At 57.5% G+C, this 19737-nt stretch carries 19 protein-coding genes; 13 read left to right on the top strand and 6 right to left on the bottom strand.

Features of this window, described 5'->3' with window-relative positions; all coding sequences use genetic code 11:
• Positions 1-161 precede the first annotated feature (161 nt).
• The 3 genes from ACQUTI_RS00185 (at position 162) to hslJ (ending at position 2363) form a co-directional block, all read left to right on the top strand.
• Positions 162-662, top strand: a complete 501-nt coding sequence (locus ACQUTI_RS00185; RefSeq protein ID WP_004204015.1) for a DedA family protein — start codon at positions 162-164, stop codon at positions 660-662.
• Positions 663-809: 147 nt separating this feature from the next.
• The gene (locus ACQUTI_RS00180) at positions 810-1799 is read left to right on the top strand and encodes a 2-hydroxyacid dehydrogenase (protein WP_004204014.1); all 990 of its coding nucleotides are present in this window, start codon (positions 810-812) and stop codon (positions 1797-1799) included.
• Between the two features lie 123 nt (positions 1800-1922).
• Positions 1923-2363 carry a heat shock protein HslJ gene (gene hslJ / locus ACQUTI_RS00175; RefSeq protein WP_004204013.1) on the top strand — a complete coding sequence of 147 codons (441 nt, stop codon included), beginning with the start codon at positions 1923-1925 and terminating at the stop codon, positions 2361-2363.
• A 31-nt stretch (positions 2364-2394) separates the two neighbouring features.
• On the opposite strand, the gene ACQUTI_RS00170 is transcribed toward hslJ, so the two are convergent.
• A complete protein-coding gene (locus tag ACQUTI_RS00170; RefSeq protein ID WP_004140155.1) occupies positions 2395-2658 on the bottom strand; it encodes a putative hemolysin in 264 nt (87 codons plus the stop codon).
• 361 nt (positions 2659-3019) lie between these two features.
• On the opposite strand from ACQUTI_RS00170, the gene nifJ reads away from it, so the two are divergent.
• From nifJ to ttcA, 5 genes are all read left to right on the top strand, one after another.
• A complete protein-coding gene (nifJ, locus tag ACQUTI_RS00165; protein ID WP_428923160.1) occupies positions 3020-6547 on the top strand; it encodes a pyruvate:ferredoxin (flavodoxin) oxidoreductase in 3528 nt (1175 codons plus the stop codon).
• A 356-nt stretch (positions 6548-6903) separates the two neighbouring features.
• A complete protein-coding gene (gene ompK37, locus ACQUTI_RS00160) occupies positions 6904-8028 on the top strand; it encodes a porin OmpK37 (protein ID WP_428923159.1) in 1125 nt (374 codons plus the stop codon).
• A 142-nt stretch (positions 8029-8170) separates the two neighbouring features.
• Positions 8171-8383, top strand: coding sequence for a KTSC domain-containing protein (locus ACQUTI_RS00155; RefSeq protein ID WP_004203998.1), 213 nt, complete (start codon positions 8171-8173; stop codon positions 8381-8383).
• Positions 8384-8464: 81 nt separating this feature from the next.
• On the top strand, positions 8465-8899 hold the full coding sequence (gene uspF / locus ACQUTI_RS00150) for a universal stress protein UspF (RefSeq protein ID WP_023289426.1): 435 nt from the start codon (positions 8465-8467) through the stop codon (positions 8897-8899).
• A gap of 233 nt (positions 8900-9132) precedes the next feature.
• Positions 9133-10068, top strand: coding sequence for a tRNA 2-thiocytidine(32) synthetase TtcA (gene ttcA, locus ACQUTI_RS00145; protein WP_008805150.1), 936 nt, complete (start codon positions 9133-9135; stop codon positions 10066-10068).
• 45 nt (positions 10069-10113) lie between these two features.
• Here the strand turns inward: ttcA and dbpA are convergent, their stop codons facing one another.
• The 3 genes from dbpA to zntB all read right to left on the bottom strand — a co-directional run bounded on the left by dbpA (position 10114) and on the right by zntB (position 12997).
• Positions 10114-11487 carry an ATP-dependent RNA helicase DbpA gene (gene dbpA, locus ACQUTI_RS00140; RefSeq protein ID WP_064150175.1) on the bottom strand — a complete coding sequence of 458 codons (1374 nt, stop codon included), beginning with the start codon at positions 11485-11487 and terminating at the stop codon, positions 10114-10116.
• A 14-nt stretch (positions 11488-11501) separates the two neighbouring features.
• Positions 11502-11678: a hypothetical protein gene (locus ACQUTI_RS00135; RefSeq protein ID WP_369707506.1), complete on the bottom strand. Its 177-nt coding sequence runs from the start codon at positions 11676-11678 to the stop codon at positions 11502-11504.
• 335 nt (positions 11679-12013) lie between these two features.
• Positions 12014-12997, bottom strand: a complete 984-nt coding sequence (zntB, locus tag ACQUTI_RS00130; protein WP_004203984.1) for a zinc transporter ZntB — start codon at positions 12995-12997, stop codon at positions 12014-12016.
• 278 nt (positions 12998-13275) lie between these two features.
• On the opposite strand from zntB, the gene ACQUTI_RS00125 reads away from it, so the two are divergent.
• The 3 genes from ACQUTI_RS00125 (at position 13276) to ACQUTI_RS00115 (ending at position 15531) form a co-directional block, all read left to right on the top strand.
• Positions 13276-14019, top strand: coding sequence for a DeoR/GlpR family DNA-binding transcription regulator (locus ACQUTI_RS00125; RefSeq protein ID WP_064187303.1), 744 nt, complete (start codon positions 13276-13278; stop codon positions 14017-14019).
• Complete coding sequence (locus ACQUTI_RS00120) at positions 13982-15100, top strand: oxidoreductase (protein ID WP_053810501.1); 1119 nt, start codon at positions 13982-13984, stop codon at positions 15098-15100. Before ACQUTI_RS00125 ends, ACQUTI_RS00120 begins: the two co-directional genes overlap by 38 nt.
• Before the next feature lie 236 nt (positions 15101-15336).
• On the top strand, positions 15337-15531 hold the full coding sequence (locus tag ACQUTI_RS00115; RefSeq protein ID WP_004203980.1) for a hypothetical protein: 195 nt from the start codon (positions 15337-15339) through the stop codon (positions 15529-15531).
• A gap of 112 nt (positions 15532-15643) precedes the next feature.
• Here ACQUTI_RS00115 and ACQUTI_RS00110 read toward each other — a convergent pair whose 3' ends face one another.
• The gene (locus ACQUTI_RS00110; RefSeq protein ID WP_004203979.1) at positions 15644-16393 is read right to left on the bottom strand and encodes a hypothetical protein; all 750 of its coding nucleotides are present in this window, start codon (positions 16391-16393) and stop codon (positions 15644-15646) included.
• 250 nt (positions 16394-16643) lie between these two features.
• Positions 16644-18023: an amino acid permease gene (locus tag ACQUTI_RS00105; RefSeq protein ID WP_004203977.1), complete on the bottom strand. Its 1380-nt coding sequence runs from the start codon at positions 18021-18023 to the stop codon at positions 16644-16646.
• 334 nt (positions 18024-18357) lie between these two features.
• Here ACQUTI_RS00105 and ACQUTI_RS00100 point away from each other — a divergent pair, with 334 nt between their 5' ends.
• Positions 18358-18837 carry an Lrp/AsnC family transcriptional regulator gene (locus ACQUTI_RS00100; RefSeq protein WP_023318081.1) on the top strand — a complete coding sequence of 160 codons (480 nt, stop codon included), beginning with the start codon at positions 18358-18360 and terminating at the stop codon, positions 18835-18837.
• A gap of 251 nt (positions 18838-19088) precedes the next feature.
• Complete coding sequence (locus ACQUTI_RS00095) at positions 19089-19703, top strand: YitT family protein (protein WP_004176405.1); 615 nt, start codon at positions 19089-19091, stop codon at positions 19701-19703.
• Positions 19704-19737 lie beyond the last annotated feature (34 nt).

The following is a 19737-nucleotide window of genomic DNA, read 5'->3' as shown; positions in this document are numbered from 1 at the left end:
CCCATTGTGACACGTTCGACCAGTGAGTGAAAGTTTGCGACCTGTTAAAGCATAGTTGCCAGCCGGTATCGCGGCGCGGCGATCGGCCGTCACCATTTAACTTTTGTTTAAGCACCCCCTGCCACACTCCAGAAAGATAGGTATTGCTTGCGGGAGAGACGGTGTCGTTAATTATCTCGCTCATTGAGAGCGCACAGGGCCACTATCCATTGGTATTACTGATGGTTTTCTTGCTCACTTTCACTAAATCCTGCGCGCTGGTGTCGCTGGCCATCCCGGGCACCTCCGGCCTGCTGCTGCTGGGGACATTCGCTTCCGCCAGCCTCGGTCATTTCCTGCTAATGTGGTCCAGCGCCAGCCTCGGCGCCATCGGCGGATTCTGGCTCTCGTGGTGGTTGGGCGTTCGCTATCGTCACCGCCTTACGCAGTTACGCTGGCTGACCGCCGAGCGGCTGGCCCGCAGCCGACTCTTTTTTCAGCGCCGCGGGCTGTGGGCGGTCTTTTTCAGCCGCTTTCTCTCTCCCCTGCGCGCCACCCTGCCCCTGGTCAGCGGCGCCAGCGGCCTGCCGCTGTGGTCGTTTCAGCTGGCTAACGTCAGCTCCGGTCTGCTGTGGCCGTTTCTGCTGCTCTCCCCCGGCGCGTTAAGCCTGAGTTTGTGGTAAAAAAACTTTGTCTTTCAAAGAGATTCCTCAAATCCGCGATATGCTCTAGAATTAGGATAAGCACCTGCCATTTAAACTATTTTTTAATAATTGTACGATTATTTTAAATATACTACCGTGACGTTATAATCACTGGAGAAAAGTCTTATGAAAATCGCGGTTTACAGTACGAAGCAGTACGATAAAAAGTACCTGCAGCACGTGAATGATACCTACGGCTTTGAACTGGAATTCTTCGACTTCCTGCTGACAGAGAAAACCGCCAAAACCGCCAACGGTTGCGAAGCGGTATGTATCTTCGTCAATGACGACGGCAGCCGTCCGGTGCTGGAGGAGCTGAAGGCCCACGGCGTGAAGTATATCGCCCTGCGCTGCGCCGGGTTTAACAACGTCGACCTCGAGGCGGCGAAAGAGCTTGGCCTGCGCGTCGTGCGCGTCCCGGCCTACTCGCCGGAAGCGGTGGCTGAGCATGCGATCGGCATGATGATGTCGCTTAACCGCCGCATCCACCGCGCCTACCAGCGTACCCGTGATGCTAATTTCTCCCTGGAAGGCCTCACCGGTTTCACCATGTATGGCAAAACCGCCGGGGTGATTGGCACCGGGAAAATTGGCGTGGCGATGCTGCGGATCCTCAAAGGTTTTGGCATGCGTCTGCTGGCGTTCGACCCGTACCCAAGCGCCGCCGCGCTGGAGTTGGGGGTGGAATATGTCGACCTCGCCACGCTGTACAAGGAGTCGGACGTGATCTCCCTGCACTGCCCGCTGACCGACGAAAACTACCATCTGCTCAATCGCGGGGCTTTCGATCAGATGAAGGACGGAGTGATGGTGATTAACACCAGCCGCGGCGCGCTGATCGACTCCCAGGCGGCCATCGATGCCCTGAAGCACCAAAAAATTGGCGCGCTGGGGCTGGACGTTTATGAGAACGAACGCGATCTGTTCTTCGAAGACAAATCCAACGACGTGATCCAGGATGACGTCTTCCGTCGTCTCTCCGCCTGCCACAACGTGCTGTTCACCGGCCATCAGGCGTTCCTCACCGCCGAGGCGCTGATCAGCATTTCGGAGACCACCCTGGGCAATCTGCAGCAGGTCGCCAACGGTGAAACCTGCCCGAACGCTATCGTCTGATTCCTTTCCCTTTTGTGCTCCTCTCCCCGGGGGGAGCACATTCAGATAATCCCCACAGATCCCCGCTGCGATACCGTTACACTGGCTTTGTTTTATTAGTAATGTGAATGTTTTGGAGTGAAAATGAATAAATTTGCGGCATTACTGGCGGCAGGGTTGCTGCTGTCCGGCTGTGTCTATAACAGTAAGGTGTCCACCGGCGCGGAACAGCTACAGCATCATCGTTTCGTGCTGACCAGCGTCAACGGCCAGGCGGTAAACGCTGGCGACCGGCCGCTGGAGCTGAGCTTCGGCGAGAAGATGGCTATTACCGGCAATATGTATGTTTCGGGCAATATGTGCAACGGCTTCAGCGGGGAAGGTAAGGTGTCGGACGGCGAGCTGAAGGTCAAATCGCTGGCGATGACCCGGATGCTGTGCCACGATGCCCAGCTTAATACCCTTGATGCGACCATTGGTAAGATGCTGCGCGAGGGCGCGCAGGTCGATCTGACGGAAAACCAGTTGACGCTGGCGACCGCCGACCAGACGCTGGTCTATAAGCTCGCCGACCTGATGCACTAGCCGGCGTTTTGAGCCCGCTGCGGGGCTGCCATTAATAGCCGCAGCTTCCGCCCGCCAGCGCCTGCTCGCTGCAGCGTTTACCGTTCGGCAGCGCGCACATGCCAATCGCTGAACCATCGAGCTGACGAGCCACCGATAACGAGCCGCCTATCATGGCGCAGTTGGCCTGACCGGCGTCGCTCATCGCCGCCCGCATTCCTGGCGTGACGTGCGCCGCCGTGGCCTGCTGAACGGGTTCACTACTGCACGCCGACAGCAACAGCGCCGCACACCCCACTAACATCGCAGCTCGCATTTTCTCTCCCCTCGGAAACGTCTTAAAAAGCAAACCCAAGAATAATAGGCAGCGTGGCGCGCGGCGTCGAGAGGGGAAGTACGTATTTATGCGTCTCATTAACATTTTCTAGCAAATTTCTGCGTAAAGGTTGATCTGCACCGGGATAGTCACCGGGCGATGGCTCGCCTTCATGTCCAGAAAAGCTACTTTCTCCGCGAACCGCGCAAAATATTGATCTGGTCACGGGTAGCCGTCGTATTGAGGACACAAATGCAAAAATGGCGGCGCCAACGGTTTGCTAAACTAGCTCTTATATAATTACAGGGCGCGTCGCGGTTTCACGCGTCCATTCTTTTGCGCAATGTAAGGGTGTCTTCATATGATTACGATTGATGGTAATGGCGCGGTCGCTTCCGTCGCGTTTCGCACCAGTGAAGTTATCGCCATCTACCCGATCACGCCCAGTTCAACGATGGCGGAACAGGCTGACGCCTGGGCCGGCAATGGGCTGAAAAACGTCTGGGGCGATGTGCCCCGCGTGGTCGAAATGCAGTCGGAGGCAGGCGCCATTGGCGCCGTACATGGCGCGCTGCAGACTGGCGCCCTCTCCACGTCCTTTACCTCATCGCAGGGCCTGCTGCTGATGATCCCCACGCTGTACAAACTGGCCGGCCAGCTGATGCCGTTTGTCCTGCACGTCGCCGCCCGCACTGTCGCCACCCACGCGCTGTCGATCTTCGGCGACCATTCCGATGTGATGGCGGTCCGTCAGACCGGGTGCGCCATGCTGTGCGCCAGCAGCGTTCAGGAAGCGCAGGATTTCGCGCTGATCTCACATATCGCCACCCTGCAAAGCCGGGTGCCGTTTATTCATTTCTTTGATGGTTTCCGCACTTCGCACGAAATCAACAAAATCGCCCCGCTGGCGGATGACACGATTCGCGCCCTGCTGCCGCAGGAGAAAATCGCTGAGCATCGCCAGCGCGCGCTCAATCCGGAACACCCGGTGATCCGCGGGACCTCCGCTAACCCTGACACCTACTTCCAGTCGCGGGAGGCCACCAACCCGTGGTACGACGCGGTTTATGATCATGTCGAGAAAGCGATGGATGACTTCGCCGCCGCCACCGGCCGCCAGTACAAACCGTTTGAGTTTTACGGCCATCCGCAGGCGGAACGCGTGATCGTCATTATGGGCTCGGCCATCGGCACCTGCGAAGAGGTGGTCGATGAACTGCTGAGCCGCGGCGAGAAAGTCGGCGTCCTGAAAGTGCGCCTCTATCGCCCATTCTCCACCGCCCACCTGCTGGCAGCGCTGCCGGAGAGCGCCCGGGCGGTGGCGGTGCTGGATCGCACCAAAGAACCTGGCGCGCACGCGGAGCCACTGTATCTCGACGTGATGACCGCCCTGGCGGAAGCCTTTAACCGCGGCGAGCGCGAGACGCTGCCGCGGACCATCGGCGGCCGCTACGGTCTCTCTTCCAAGGAGTTCGGTCCGGAATGCGTGCTGGCGATATTCCATGAGCTGCAGGCCGCCCAGCCGAAGCCGCGCTTTACCGTCGGCATCTATGACGACGTGACCAACCTGTCGCTGCCGCTGGGCGAAAATACTCTGCCATCAGAGGCCAAGCTCGAAGCGCTGTTCTACGGCCTCGGCAGCGACGGCAGCGTGTCGGCCACCAAAAACAATATCAAAATCATCGGCAATTCCACCCCGTGGTTCTCCCAGGGGTACTTTGTCTATGACTCGAAGAAGGCGGGCGGCCTGACCGTCTCCCATCTGCGGGTCAGCGAAAAGCCGATTCGTTCTTCGTATCTGATTTCGCAGGCCGATTTCGTTGGCTGCCACCAGCTGCAGTTTATCGATAAATACCAGATGGCCGAGCGGCTGAAGCCCGGCGGCATTTTCCTGCTCAACACGCCGTACAGCGCCGATGAAGTCTGGTCCCGCCTGCCGCAGGAAGTACAGGCCACTCTGAATCAGAAAAAAGCGCGTTTTTACGTGGTCAACGCGGCGAAGATCGCCCGCGAATGTAGCCTCGGGGCGCGCATTAATACCGTGATGCAGATGGCGTTCTTCCATCTGACTCACATCCTGCCTGGCGACAGCGCGCTGGCGGAACTGCAGGCGGCCATCGCCAAAAGCTACAGCAGCAAAGGCCAGGAGCTGGTGGAACGCAACTGGCAGGCGCTGGCCCTGGCCCGCGAATCGCTGGCGGAAGTGCCGCTGCAGCCGGTGAATGCCAACAGTCCGAACCGCCCGCCGGTGGTCTCCGACGCCGCGCCGGATTTCGTCAAAACGGTCACCGCCGCGATGCTGGCCGGTCTCGGCGATGCGCTGCCGGTCTCCGCCCTGCCGCCGGACGGCACCTGGCCCATGGGCACCACGCGCTGGGAGAAACGCAACATCGCCGAAGAGATCCCCATCTGGAAGGAAGCGCTATGTACCCAGTGCAACCACTGCGTCGCCGCCTGCCCGCACTCGGCGATCCGCGCCAAAGTGGTCGCACCGGAAGAGATGGAGAACGCCCCTGCCAGTCTGCACTCGCTGGACGTCAAGTCCCGCGATATGCGCGGGCAGAAATACGTACTGCAGGTCGCCCCGGAAGACTGCACCGGCTGCAACCTGTGCGTGGAAGTGTGCCCGGCAAAAGATCGCCAGAATCCGGAGATCAAGGCCATCAATATGATGTCCCGCCTGGAGCATGTGGAAGAGGAGAAAGTGAATTACGATTACTTCCTCAACCTGCCGGAAATCGACCGCAGCAAACTGGAGCGTATTGATATCCGCACTTCGCAGCTGATCAGCCCGCTGTTTGAATACTCCGGCGCCTGCTCCGGCTGTGGCGAAACGCCGTATATCAAACTGCTGACCCAGTTGTATGGCGACCGGATGCTGATTGCCAATGCCACCGGCTGCTCATCCATTTACGGCGGCAACCTGCCCTCGACCCCGTACACGACCGACGCCAACGGCCGCGGCCCGGCGTGGGCCAACTCGCTGTTTGAGGATAACGCTGAATTCGGGCTCGGCTTCCGCTTAACCGTCGATCAACATCGCCAGCGCGTGATGCGCCTGCTGAGCGAATTCGCCGATCAGCTGCCGGCAGAGCTGAACGCGGCGCTGCATGCCGAGGCGACGCCGGAAGCGCGCCGTGAACAGGTGGCGGCCCTGCGCCAGGCGCTGACCGGCGTGCAAGGCGCTGAAGAGCTGCTGACCGATGCCGACTCGCTGGTGGAGAAATCCGTCTGGCTGATCGGCGGCGACGGCTGGGCCTACGATATCGGCTTCGGCGGCCTGGATCATGTGCTGAGCCTGACGGAAAACGTCAACATTCTGGTGCTGGATACCCAGTGTTACTCCAACACCGGCGGCCAGGCGTCAAAAGCCACCCCGCTGGGGGCGGTCACTAAGTTTGGCGAGCACGGTAAACGCAAGGCACGCAAAGATCTTGGCGTCAGCATGATGATGTATGGTCATGTCTATGTGGCGCAGATTTCGCTGGGCGCGCAGCTGAACCAGACGGTGAAAGCGATTCAGGAAGCGGAAGCCTATCCGGGGCCGTCGCTGATCATCGCCTACAGTCCTTGCGAAGAGCATGGCTACGATCTGGCGCTCAGCCACGATCAAATGCGTCAGCTGACCGCCACCGGCTTCTGGCCGCTCTACCGCTTCGACCCACGTCGGGCGGAAGAAGGCAAGATCCCGCTGGCGCTCGACTCTCGCCCACCGTCAGACGCCCTGGCTGAGACGCTGCTCAATGAGCAACGCTTCCGTCGCCTGAATGCGCAGCAGCCGGAAGTGGCGGAGCAGCTGTGGAAAGATGCTGCCGCCGACCTGCAGAAGCGCTACGACTTCCTCGCCCAGCTGGCTGGCAAAGCGGAGAAATCACCGAGCGAGAGCTAAGGTTATTTTCCATCCCGCAGCCATAAAAAAGCCCGAACATGAAGTTCGGGCTTGTCGTTTTACCGATAACAAAATCATTCCGCAGAATGCGACGGCAAATAAAAATGCTTGGCATGACAATAAAGGCATATAACGCTCGAATAATACGTGATCAAACTGAATATGTATAATTTTTATTTTGTATATTAGTTGAAGATGTATTCATCATAATTATCACCATTACTTCAGTATTATTTTATTTAGATTTTACTTATATCGTAACAATTGAGTCTTACCATATCTCAGACCGCTCCTTTAGCATGAGTTCACTTCCTTCCCGGAAGCTAAAACATAAAAACAGTTAAAGGAATTTCTTCATGAAAAGAAAAGTACTGGCCCTCGTTATTCCGGCTTTATTAGCCGCTGGCGCCGCACATGCGGCGGAAATTTATAATAAAGACGGAAAAAAATTAGATGTCTATGGCAAGGTAGACGGTCTGCACTATTTCTCCAGCGACTCGAAAAAAGACGGCGACCAAACTTACGTTCGCTTTGGCTTTAAAGGCGAAACCCAGATCAACGATATGCTCACCGGTTACGGCCAGTGGGAATACAACGTTCAGGCCAACAATACCGAAAGCGCCGGCGATCAGGCGTGGACCCGTCTGGCCTTCGCCGGTATCAAAGTGGGCGATTACGGTTCCTTCGACTACGGTCGTAACTACGGCGTGCTGTACGACGTCGAAGGCTGGACCGATATGCTGCCGGAGTTCGGCGGCGACTCTTACACCTATGCGGATAACTTTATGGCAGGCCGCGCCAACGGCGTCGCGACCTACCGTAACAGCGACTTCTTCGGTCTGGTAGACGGTCTGAACTTCGCCCTGCAGTATCAGGGTAAAAACGAAGGCCAGAACGCCCAGGACATCAACGTCGGCACCAACAACCGCAGCAGCGACAGCGATGTTCGCTTTGACAACGGCGACGGTTTCGGTCTTTCCACCTCCTATAACTTCGGCATGGGCATCAGCGCGGCAGCGGCCTACACCTCATCTGACCGTACCAACGACCAGATGACCCAGACCAACGCCCGTGGCGATAAAGCTGAAGCCTGGACCGCTGGCCTCAAGTACGACGCCAACAATATCTACCTGGCGACCATGTACTCTGAAACCCGCAACATGACCCCTTACGGCAACGACGGCGTGGCCAACAAAACGCAAAACTTCGAAGTCACCGCTCAGTATCAGTTCGACTTTGGTCTGCGTCCGGCTATCTCCTATCTGCAGTCCAAAGGCAAAGATCTCTATAATACCGGCAGCTACGCCGATAAAGATCTGGTCAAATATATGGACGTCGGCGCCACCTATTACTTCAACCGTAATATGTCCACCTACGTTGATTACAAAATCAATCTGCTGGATGACAACGACAGCTTCTACAAAGACAACGGTATCTCTACCGACAACATCGTCGCGTTGGGCCTGGTTTACCAGTTCTGATGCGCCAGCCCGCCGGTTCCGGCGGGCTTTCTCTCTCTGCATCGCAGCAGCTAAAACAAAACAATATATCCCACCGCTTAAAATAAGCGTCCGTTTAGTGATATAGTCGTGCTCAGTCAGTGCCTGCCCGAGGACGTCCATCATGCATCATCACCCGGTAAAATCTTCCCGAATTATCTCTGTCGCCTATGATGACGCCTCCGCCACGCTGGAAATTTGTTTTTATCACCAGCCGCCGTTGCAATATACCGGCGTTCCACCGCGTATTTTTCGTGACTTTTTACAGGTGGTGTCAAAAGGTCGCTTTTATGACGGCGTGATAAAGGGAAAATTTCCCGAACACAAGTCACGTTAATGTCAAAGTGTGACTGCGGTCATGATACAAAACGTGCCATAATGCCGTACAATATGAGGGGATACTTAAACAGGAGGTTTTATGAGCAGAATGATTCTTGTCCCCATCGATATCTCTGATAAAGAATTTACTGAACGCATTATCAGTCACGTTGAATCGGAAGCGCGGATTGACGACGCTGAGGTCCATTTCCTCTCCGTTATCCCTTCCCTGCCTTATTATGCCTCACTGGGAATGGCCTATACCGCCGAACTGCCTGGTATGGATGAGCTGCGTGAAGGAACGGAAACGCAGCTTAAAGAACTCGCGAAACAGTTCTCTATCCCGGAAGATCGGAAACATTTTCACGTTGCCGAAGGATCGCCAAAAGATAAGATCCTGGCCCTCGCCAGGTCGCTACCCGCCGACCTGGTGATCATCGCTTCGCACCGGCCGGATATCACCACCTATCTGCTGGGCTCCAACGCCGCCGCGGTGGTCCGCCACGCCGAGTGCTCGGTGCTGGTCGTCCGCTAGCGCCACAGCCCGCCGCCCGGCGGGCTGTTTATTTTTACTTCTGCTCCACCAGCTTGCCTGCCCGCAGCGGAAAGTGCCGGAAAGATGCTGACATTCCGCCCCTGAATCCGTACCATACACGCCACGGTTGTCTGTCAGACCTCATTAATTGCTACGCGCCAGCGCCACGTTGTCCAGCGGCTGGCACAACGCGTGCTCTTCTGATGCCACACTATGAATTGAGCCACTATTACATGCTGCAAAATCAAGAAATTAGTAAAAAAGAAAAATACAACATCGATAAGCTGCAGAAACGTCTGCGCCGCAACGTCGGTGAGGCGATCGCCGACTTCAATATGATTGAAGAGGGCGACCGCATTATGGTTTGTCTGTCAGGCGGCAAGGACAGCTATACCATGCTGGAGATCCTGCGTAACCTGCAGAAAAGCGCGCCCATCTCCTTCTCGCTGGTGGCGGTGAATCTCGACCAGAAACAGCCTGGGTTCCCGGAGCATATTCTGCCGGCGTATCTTGAGCAGCTGGGCGTTGAATATAAGATTGTTGAAGAGAACACCTACGGCATCGTCAAAGAGAAGATCCCGGAAGGGAAAACCACCTGCTCGCTGTGCTCTCGCCTGCGTCGCGGCATTCTCTACCGTACCGCCACCGAACTTGGCGCCACCAAGATTGCCCTCGGCCATCATCGAGACGACATCCTGCAGACGCTGTTCCTGAATATGTTCTACGGCGGCAAAATGAAAGGAATGCCACCGAAGCTGATGAGCGACGACGGCAAACACATCGTCATCCGCCCGCTGGCCTACTGCCGTGAAAAGGACATCGAGCGCTTCTCCCAGGCCAAGGGCTTCCCGATCATTCCTTGCAACCTGTGCGGTTCGCAGCCTAACCTGCAGCGCCAGGTGATCGCCGATATGCTTCGCGACTGGGATAAGCGTTATCCGGGACGCATTGAAACCATGTTTAGCGCGATGCAGAACGTGGTGCCTTCGCACCTGAGCGACGTTAATCTGTTTGATTTTAAAGGCATCACCCACGGTTCTGAGGTGGTGGACGGCGGCGATCTGGCGTTTGACCGGGAAGAGATTCCCCTGCAGCCTGCCGGCTGGCAGCCGGAGGAAGAGGACGCCCGGTTAGATGAGCTGCGTCTGAACGTAGTGGAAGTCAAGTAACCCGAAAGCGTCTCAGGCCGCCGCCTGAGACGCGCTATTCTGCCCTTACTTCAGCAGTCGTACGCGGCAGGCTTTGCCTTTGATCTTACCGTTTTGTAACTGCTTATACGCTTTCTGCGCCATATTCTGGCGGATCGCCACATAGACGTGGGCCGGGTGGACGGTAATTTTGCCGATATCGGCGCCATCAAACCCCATATCTCCGGTCAACGCTCCCAGCACATCCCCCGGGCGCATTTTCGCCTTTTTTCCGCCGTCGATGCACAGCGTCGCCATCTCCGCCGTCAGCGGCGTGATAGCGTTGCCCGTCGGCGCCGGCAGCCAGTTAAGGGATAATTGCAGCATGTCGGCCAGAATGGTGGCGCGCTGCGCCTCTTCCGGCGCGCAGAAGCTGATAGCCAGGCCTTGTTCGCCGGCGCGGGCGGTGCGGCCGATGCGGTGAACATGCACCTCCGGATCCCAGGCCAGCTCGAAGTTCACCACCAGCGCGAGAGATTTGATGTCCAGGCCGCGGGCAGCGACATCGGTCGCCACCAGAACCCGGACGCTGCCGTTCGCGAAGCGCACCAGCGTTTGATCGCGGTCGCGCTGCTCGAGGTCACCGTGCAGCGATAATGCGCTCTGCCCGGCGGCGTTGAGCGCATCGCAGACCGCCTGGCAATCGCGCTTGGTATTGCAGAACACCACGCAGGACGCCGGCTGATGCTGGCTGAGCAGACGCTGGAGCAGCGCAATCTTGCCGTGGCGGGAAACTTCAAAGAACTGCTGTTCGATAGCCGGTAACGCATCGACGCTGTCAATCTCAATCGTTTCCGGATGACGCTGCACCCGGCCGCTGATCGCCGCGATTGCCGCAGGCCAGGTGGCGGAAAACAGCAGCGTCTGCCGGTCAGCCGGCGCGAAGCGGATCACCTCGTCGATGGCGTCGCTGAAGCCCATGTCGAGCATGCGGTCCGCTTCATCCATCACCAGGGTCTGCAGCACGTCGAGAGAGACCGTCCCCTTCTGCAGATGATCGAGCAGACGGCCCGGAGTGGCGACGATAATATGCGGGGCGTGCTGCAGTGAATCGCGCTGGGCGCCAAACGGCTGCCCGCCGCAGAGCATCAAAATCTTGATGTTCGGCAGGCAGCGCGCCAGACGGCGCAGCTCGCCGGCAACCTGATCGGCCAGTTCGCGGGTCGGACACAGCACCAGCGACTGGGTCTCAAAGCGCGACGGATCGATATGCTGCAGCAGACCCAGCCCGAAGGCGGCCGTTTTTCCGCTGCCGGTTTTTGCCTGCACGCGCACATCTTTCCCCGCGAGGATCGCCGGCAGGGCGGCGGCCTGAACCGGCGTCATCGACAGATAACCCAGCTCGTTAAGGTTGGCTAATTGGGCGGCAGGTAAAACAGTCAGGGTAGAAAAAGCGGTCACAATGTATTCTCGTATTAAAGGACAGACGATCTGCAGGCGCGTATCCTCGCAGATCTCCGCGCCTGATGCGACAATTTAATCGGCTCTTCATCAGGCGGCGGATCGGGCTGCGGCTGCGGACGCGGTCGTGGATCGGGTAAAGGAACCGGATCGTTCGGCTCGGGCGAGATGGGGATAGACTGGGCTGTCAGCCCTGAAGCGTAATGCATAGTGGCCTCCCGGAAAGTGATACGGGCGTACCCGCAGGCGTAAACGGCCTGAAGACCGTCGGGTGTCTTAGTAAGCGTAGAAGCTGGTCAGGAGAGCGCAAAAAAAAAGCCGACTCAACAAAGTCGGCGTCGTACGAATCAATTGTGCTATGCAGTAATTCAAAAAAGGAAGTAAGACAATATGGAGCGCAACGCCCATCGCTTGACGTTGCATTCACCTGCGAGAGAGATATTGCCCTGAATGGGTAGAGGGTTTATTGATTTCGCTCAAATATTGCCGGGTTTTCCCGGCATCGTCGCTGCTAAAAGGCGATTCTTTACAACCATTTACTGCGATGTAACCACCATGCAACACCACCGATGACAACGACTAACATCAGGCAGAAGAGGCTAAACCCCAGATGCCAGCTGTTGCCAGGGATCCCGCCGAGGTTGACGCCGAACAGGCCGGTTAAAAAGGTGCTGGGCAGAAACACCATCGCCATCAAGGACATCGTATAGGTCCGCCGCGCCAGCGACTCCTGCATAATCTGGGCGATCTCATCGCTCATGATCGCCGTGCGGGCGATGCAGCTGTCGATCTCATCCAGCCCGCGCCCCAGCCGCTCGGCGATATCCTGCATCCGCCGCCGCTGATCGTCGCTCATCCACGGCAGGCGCTCGCTGGCCAGCCGGGCGTAAACATCGCGCTGCGGCGCCATATATCGGCGCATCACGATCAGCTGTTTACGCAGCAGGGCAAGGAAACCGCGCGGCGGCACCTGCTGATCGAGCAGGTCGTCTTCGAGGTCGATTATTCGGTCGTGCAGTTGTTCAATAAACTCACTGGCATGATCGGTCAGCGCGTCGCAGACTTCCACCAGCCAGCTGCCGCAGTCCGTCGGCCCATTGCCCTCCTTCAGGTCGCCCAGCACATCGTCAAGCGCCAGCACTTTGCGCTGACGAGTGGAGACGATCAGCCGCTCATCCATATAGAGACGCATCGCCACCAGCTGGTCTGGGCGTTCATCGGTGCTGCCGTTGATGCAGCGCAGGGTGATCAGCGCCCCGTCGCCGATCCGCGTTACCCGCGGTCGGGTGCTCTCGCCCGCCAGGGCATCGCGCACGTTATTGGGCAGTAGCGGGGTGGCCGCCAGCCAGTCGGCGCTGTCGCTATGGGTATAGTTGAGATGCAGCCAGCAGGGCTTCTCTTTGTCGATAATATCGTTATCGGCGAGCGGCTTCACGCCCCCCTGCCCGTCGAGCACCCACGCGAAGATCGCGTCCGGTATCTGCAACTCCGAGCCTTTAATCGCGTCCACTCAACCTCCGTTAATCCATGCCTGTCACATTGCACGCACTCTGTATAAGGTACGCGAAAGCGCGCTTTTTCGCTGTTTATTGCCCGGTGAAAGGGGCTAATCGCTTCATTAAAAAGCGCTTTCCCCCGGGCCGCGCCCACCTTCCTCATTTAACGTTAAAGTGTAGTGAAATCAAGTTCTTCAGGTTTTGCGCGCCTCAGTGCGACTTTTTGCGGTTTATTTTGCGACTTTATGCTGTATTATGCCGCTTATTGCGTCAACTTGCGGAGTCTCTCGTTATGCACAAGCTCGCCCGACAAAAACACATCCTCGACCGGCTGAGTGAAACCGGTCAGCTGAGCATCAGCGAACTGGTTGATGCGCTGCAGGTGTCGGCCGATACCATACGCCGGGATCTCAGCGAGCTGGAAAACCAGGGCGTACTGCAGAAAAGCCACGGCGGCGCCATCGCGCTTAACGTCCCGGCGATGACGCGCCAGGGAAGAAACGCCCTGCTCCCCGGAACCAAGCAGCGTCTCGGCCAGCAGGTCGCCGCGCGCATCCCCTCCGGCTCGACGCTGTTTCTTGACGCCGGGAGTACCCTGCTGGCCGTCGCTACCCAGTTGAAAGGCCCCATGACCGTGATCACCGCGTCGCTGGATATCGCCCAGCTGTTTAGCGACCGCGCCGATATCCAGCTCATCCTGCTTGGCGGCCAGTGGGACAGTGAGCAGCGGCTGTTCGCCGGCAGCGCCACGCTGTCGCTGGTGTCGCGCTACCGCGCCGATATCGCGATTCTCGGCGCCTGCGCGTTGCATGCCGAACTGGGCCTGAGCGCCAGCCAGGAGGCCGATGCCGACGTAAAACGCGCCATGCTCGCCGCCAGCGCGGAACACTGGCTGGTGGCGGACCATACCAAAGTCAACCATTGCGAACCCTGGCTGGTGGCCGGTCTCAGCGACATAGACCATCTTTTCCTCGATCGTCCCTGGCCTGAGCTGGGGGATGACCCTGCCCTCTCTGTACATATTGCTGACGCTTAACAACGCGGAGAACCTGATGAGTAACAACACGATAAATATCGCCCTGATTGGCTATGGCTTCGTCGGTAAGACCTTCCACGCGCCGCTTATCCGTTCGGTGCCGGGCCTGAACCTGGCCTTCGTCGCCTCGCGCGATGAAGAGAAAGTCAAACGCGACCTGCCGGACGTCACGGTGATCGCCTCCCCTGAAGCGGCGGTCCAGCATCCGGATGTCGATCTGGTGGTCATCGCCTCCCCCAACGCCACGCACGCGCCGCTGGCCCGCCTGGCGCTGAACGCCGGCAAGCATGTGGTGGTGGACAAACCCTTTACCCTTGATATGCAGGAGGCCCGGGAGCTGATCGCCCTGGCGCAGGAGAAACAGCGCCTGCTCTCCGTCTTCCATAACCGCCGCTGGGACAGCGACTATCTCGGGATCCGTCAGGTTATTGAGCAGGGCGCCATCGGCACGGTGAAACATTTTGAGTCCCATTTCGACCGTTTCCGCCCGGAAGTCCGCGTCCGCTGGCGCGAGCAGAACGTTCCCGGCAGCGGCTTATGGTTCGATTTGGGCCCGCACCTGATCGATCAGGCGCTGCAGCTGTTTGGTCTGCCGCAGTCGGTACAGGGCAACATTGCCACCCTGCGCGACGGCGCAGAGATCAACGACTGGGCGCACGTGGTGTTAAACTACCCGGCGCATAAAGCGATCCTCCACTGCAGCATGCTGGTCGCGGGGGGCTCCTCGCGCTTCACGGTGCATGGCGATAAAGGCAGCGTTGTCAAAGCGCGGGCCGACCAGCAGGAGAGCCAGCTGCTGGCGGGTGTGGTACCGGGAAGCGCCGGCTGGGGTCAGGATGATGACAAGCTGGTGATCTATGACGCCTCGCTGCAGGCCCAAACTCAGCCAACCCCGTCGGGCGATCAGCGCCAGTACTATATGCAGATCCGCGACGCGCTGAAGGGCCAGATCGCCAATCCGGTGCCGCCGGTTGAAGCGCTGGCGGTAATGGCCGTTCTGGAAGCGGCGGTGCGTTCCGCGGAAAGCGGCGTGGCGCAAACCCTCGACCTGACCGCCGACGAGCGCAACGCGCTGCGCTAAGCCTGTCGCTACTCCGGTTATCTGCGCGGCCCGCAGGTAACCGGGTCACCGCCCTGACTCCAGAAATAATCACTGCCTGTCAGCAGATTATCCTTTCTTTATCCTGCCTTTTTGCGTAAAGCACCGCTGGAAATTTCAGCCAATTGGGAGGAGGATAGAGAACAGATCGATCGTGATGAGAAAAAGGTTGCTGACGCTGTGGACGCGGTGACCGCAATACCGGACAGGAGAAGCTCATGTACTACACGTTAGGAGATACCACTCTCCATTTTTATCGCTATCAGTGCAAATTTTACGTCGCCCACTGGGAAGGAGGGAACGTGATGGACGAAAAATTTAAACCGTTTATCGAGCAGATCACTGAGAAGACCGGGCTGGACGCGAAGCGCGTCGAGACCGCCGCGCGCGATTATTTTACTAACGTGGATTAACAGGCAGCCTGTTGCTGTATACCAAAGGCCAGGCCGACGCGCCTGCCGTTGATGTTTCCCCTTCCGCCGCCAGGGCCCTCGTTGTCGCTGGCGGCTTTTCTTCCTGCCGGCGCTAAACGGTGGTCAGTTTTGCAAGGATCGCAGCGAAGGTGTCGCTGACGTTATCGCCGGCGAGCATTTTTTTGCGCAAGGTGATACTTCTGCCTGTCGACGGGATGAGCAGCCGGACTTTCGCATCATGACTGCCGCGCTCAGCGAGAACTACATCGCGCAAAGGAATAATGTAGGTGTCGGCATAGAGACCCGGCGTAAATATCATCGACTCGCCGCTGACGCCAATCACCACCCGATTCTGCAGACGATAGCCGTTGCACAACGCCAGAATACCGGCGGCAATAAATACGCCGCCAATACCCATGCCAATCATTAAGATAATTATCCCGGCGATGAGCGCCAGCGCTCCCTGCGGATAAAAAGCGGATGCATTAAAGGTTAATAGCTGGTGATTATCGTCGCGGCTCATCGCCCCGGTTGTTGACCGCCACGGGGTAAAACCGGCGTTAATCCGCGTTTGAAAGCTGAACAGGCTGCCGACCAGAAAGATCATGCTGATGGGTATCATCACGATACCGCCAATAAAGGCCAGCACAATGGCCATATAAGGATAGCGGCCAGACAGCATAATGCTGAGCGCCTGAACCACCACGGCGATAAACAGGGCAAGAACCAGCCAGGACCACATGCTGTCCACCCGACTATGGAAATTCAGTTGTCCTTCATCGAGTAATAAATTACGCGCGACAAAACAGATAATAATATTGACGAACAGGCCAATCCAGGCCAGCTTGTGCACATGCTTCATACCCTACTCCATTATGTATTTTACCATTCCATTTCCAGGCATTATAAAATAAAGACTCAATGCCGGCTGGATAGTAGCAAAGCGGTACGCAAGATCAATAAAAAGCGCGCGGTCACCTCACATTCTCATTTATATTCAGCGTGATATTGTTAGTTATCATTTATCGTAATTATATAAACCATCCTATATATTGGCGCTATATGTTTTCAGCGCAACAATATCGCCCTGCCGCCACGCAGGGCATCGCAGATTAACGCTCCTCCAGCGCCGCCACCGGCTCCAGCGCGCTTTTCCTGCGCAGCAGATAGCCTGCGGCAAGGATCAGCAGCCATACCGGGATCAGGCAGACGGAGATGCGGATGTCCGGGGTCAGATACATCACTCCGAGGATCCCGGCGAGAAACAGCAGACACAGCCAGTTTGTCAGGGGATAGGCGAAACTCTGGAAAGCCGTTACCTTCCCGGCCCGCTGCATCGCGCGGCGGAACTTAAGATGAGTGATGCAGATCATCGCCCAGTTGATGACCAGGGCGGCCACCACCAGGGCCATCAGCAGGGCAAAGGCTTTCCCGGGCATCACATAGTTAATCACCACGCAAAGCGCCGTGGCGACGGCGGATACCGCCAGGGCGGTCAATGGGATCCCGCGGTGGTTCACTCGCAGCAGCGCACGCGGGGCGTTGCCCTGCTGAGCCAGGCCGAACAGCATCCGGCTGTTGCAGTAGACGCAGCTGTTGTAGACCGACAGCGCGGCGGTGAGCACCACCAGATTGAGGGCGTTGGCCACAATATTGCTGTCAATGGCGTGAAAGATCAGCACAAAAGGGCTTCCCCCTTCCACGACGTTCCGCCACGGGTAGAGTGACAGCAGGACCGCCAGCGACCCCACGTAAAACAGCAGAATCCGGTAGATCACCTGGTTGGTGGCTTTGGGAATGGTTTTATGCGGCTCATCGGCTTCCGCCGCGGTGATCCCCACCAGCTCAAGCCCGCCGAAGGAGAACATGATCACCGCCATAGCCATCACCAAGCCCGTGATGCCGTTAGGGAAAAATCCCCCGTCCTGCCATAGGTTGGCCACCGTCGCCGCCGGGCCGCCGTGACCGCTAAATAACAGATAGCAGCCAAAGGCGATCATGCTGATGATGGCGGCCACTTTGACAATCGAGAACCAGAACTCCAGCTCGCCATACACTTTGACGTGCGTCAGGTTGATGGCGTTGATCGCCACGAAGAAGATCGCCGCCGACAGCCAGGTGGGTACCTCCGGCCACCAGTACTGAATATAGATCCCCACCGCCGTCAGCTCCGCCATGCTTACCAGCACGTACAACACCCAGTAATTCCAGCCTGACATAAACCCGGCGAAGGGCCCCCAGTAGCGGTTGGCGAAATGGCTGAACGAACCCGCCACCGGCTCCTCTACCACCATTTCGCCTAGCTGACGCATGATAAAGAAGGCGATAACCCCGGCGATGGCGTACCCCAGCAGGACCGAAGGGCCTGCCATACGGATCGTTTGCGCAATACCTAAAAACAGTCCAGTGCCGACCGCCCCCCCGAGGGCAATCAACTGGATGTGGCGGTTTTTTAACCCGCGTTTTAACTGATGCTCTTGCTGCGTTGTCATCTCTGACCTGCCCCTGTCTGTAAAAAGTCACTTTCGCCGGTAGCAACTTTCAGGCCAGCGGATCGCCGCGCAGCGGCAGACAAAAAGTAATTCATTGAATTATATTGAATTATTGTTTTCACATCATTTCCGGTAGCTGCTCATCGCGGCGCTGACCTGGCGCATCACACGCGAAAACTGGGCAGATTACGCACAGATCATGAGAAAAAGAGCGACTTAATGCATGAACCTGACCCGTTTTGGTGCATCCGCTTTGCCGCCGTCCGCCCAGGCTTCACGCCAGGCAAAAAACTGTTAGGCTGTTAGCCACTTTTACGTTCCGCTAGTGGCCACTATGTACAACATCGACGACTATGATCTGAAAATTCTTACCCTGCTGCAGGCCAATGGCCGTTTAACCAATCAGGAACTGAGCGAGCTTATCGGACTGTCCGCTTCCCAGTGTTCGCGCCGCCGTATCGCCCTTGAACAGGCGCAGCTTATCCTCGGCTACCATGCGCGTCTGGCGCCGGATGCCGCCGGGCAGGAGATGCTTGGCCTGATTGAGGTGCGTCTGCTGAATCACACCCCGCAATGCGTGGAGAGCTTTCATCAGATGCTCAGTGAAGTGGACGCCATTCTGGACGCCTGGAAAACCACCGGCGACGCCGATTATCTGCTGCGGGTAACGGTCCCGGACCTGCCCGGTCTGAGCCATTTGATCAGCCATATTCTGGCGCAAAACAAAGGGGTGGCCCATCTGAAAACTGCCGTTGTGCTCAACCGCCTGAAAGAGAACGGCCAGCTGATGCCGGGCACGCCCCCGCTGCGCTGAACCGGGGCACAGTGCCCTGCGCTGGTGCAGACGCGGGGCCAGACAATGCGCGACAAGCGGCAAATTCGCACAATTCACGCATTAGGCAACCATAAAACGCACGACACGTGCAATCTTCTCTTCCTGTCAGAACAACAGGTTAGGCTTTACCACGGCTGTTTTTTCCGCAAACGATCGCCCGGGCACTCTCCGCTGGTGCGATTTTTGCAAACAAGCGCTTATCCTTGTTAACGAAAAGATAGTGCTTATTTATGGATAACGTCCTTTCCCCTGAAAAACTGACCCACACCTGGCTGGAGGATGCCCTGGCGCTGCTGTTCGGCACGCTAATGATCTCCTTTGGTATTATCCTGTTTCGTCAGGCCGGTGCCCTGACCGGCGGGACGGCAGGCATGGCCTTTCTGATCCACTACGCCACCCACCTGCCGTTCGGCGTGGTTTTCTTCGCCATTAATCTGCCCTTCTACTGGCTCTCCGTCCGGCGGATGGGCGCCGCCTTCACGCTGAAAACCTTCTGCGCGGTCGGACTGGTGTCGCTGTTCTCCGACCTGCACGGCTACTTTATCCATGTCGATCGCCTGAACCCCTATTACGCCACCCTCTTCGGCAACATCATGGTCGGTATCGGCTTTGTGGTGCTGTTCCGCCATAAAGCGAGCCTCGGCGGCGTCAATATTCTGGCCCTCTATCTGCAGGATAAAAGCGGCATCCGCGCCGGTAAATTCCAGATGGTAGTGGACGCCTGCATCGTCACCGCCTCCCTGTGGGTGGTTAGCCTGCCGATGCTGCTGGTCTCTGTCCTCGGCGCCGTGATTTTGAATTCGATTATCGCCATGAACCACCGCCCCGGACGCTATGCGGTGTAATGGCTTCACCTTTAACGGTCATTTCAGGAGTAAC

Source organism: Klebsiella sp. 7-CIP_Kleb. (assembly GCF_050378655.1).
Taxonomy (GTDB): Bacteria; Pseudomonadota; Gammaproteobacteria; order Enterobacterales; family Enterobacteriaceae; genus Klebsiella; species Klebsiella quasipneumoniae.
Note: the sequence above shows the minus strand (reverse complement) of the source record. Positions and strands in the feature narration are given on the sequence as shown.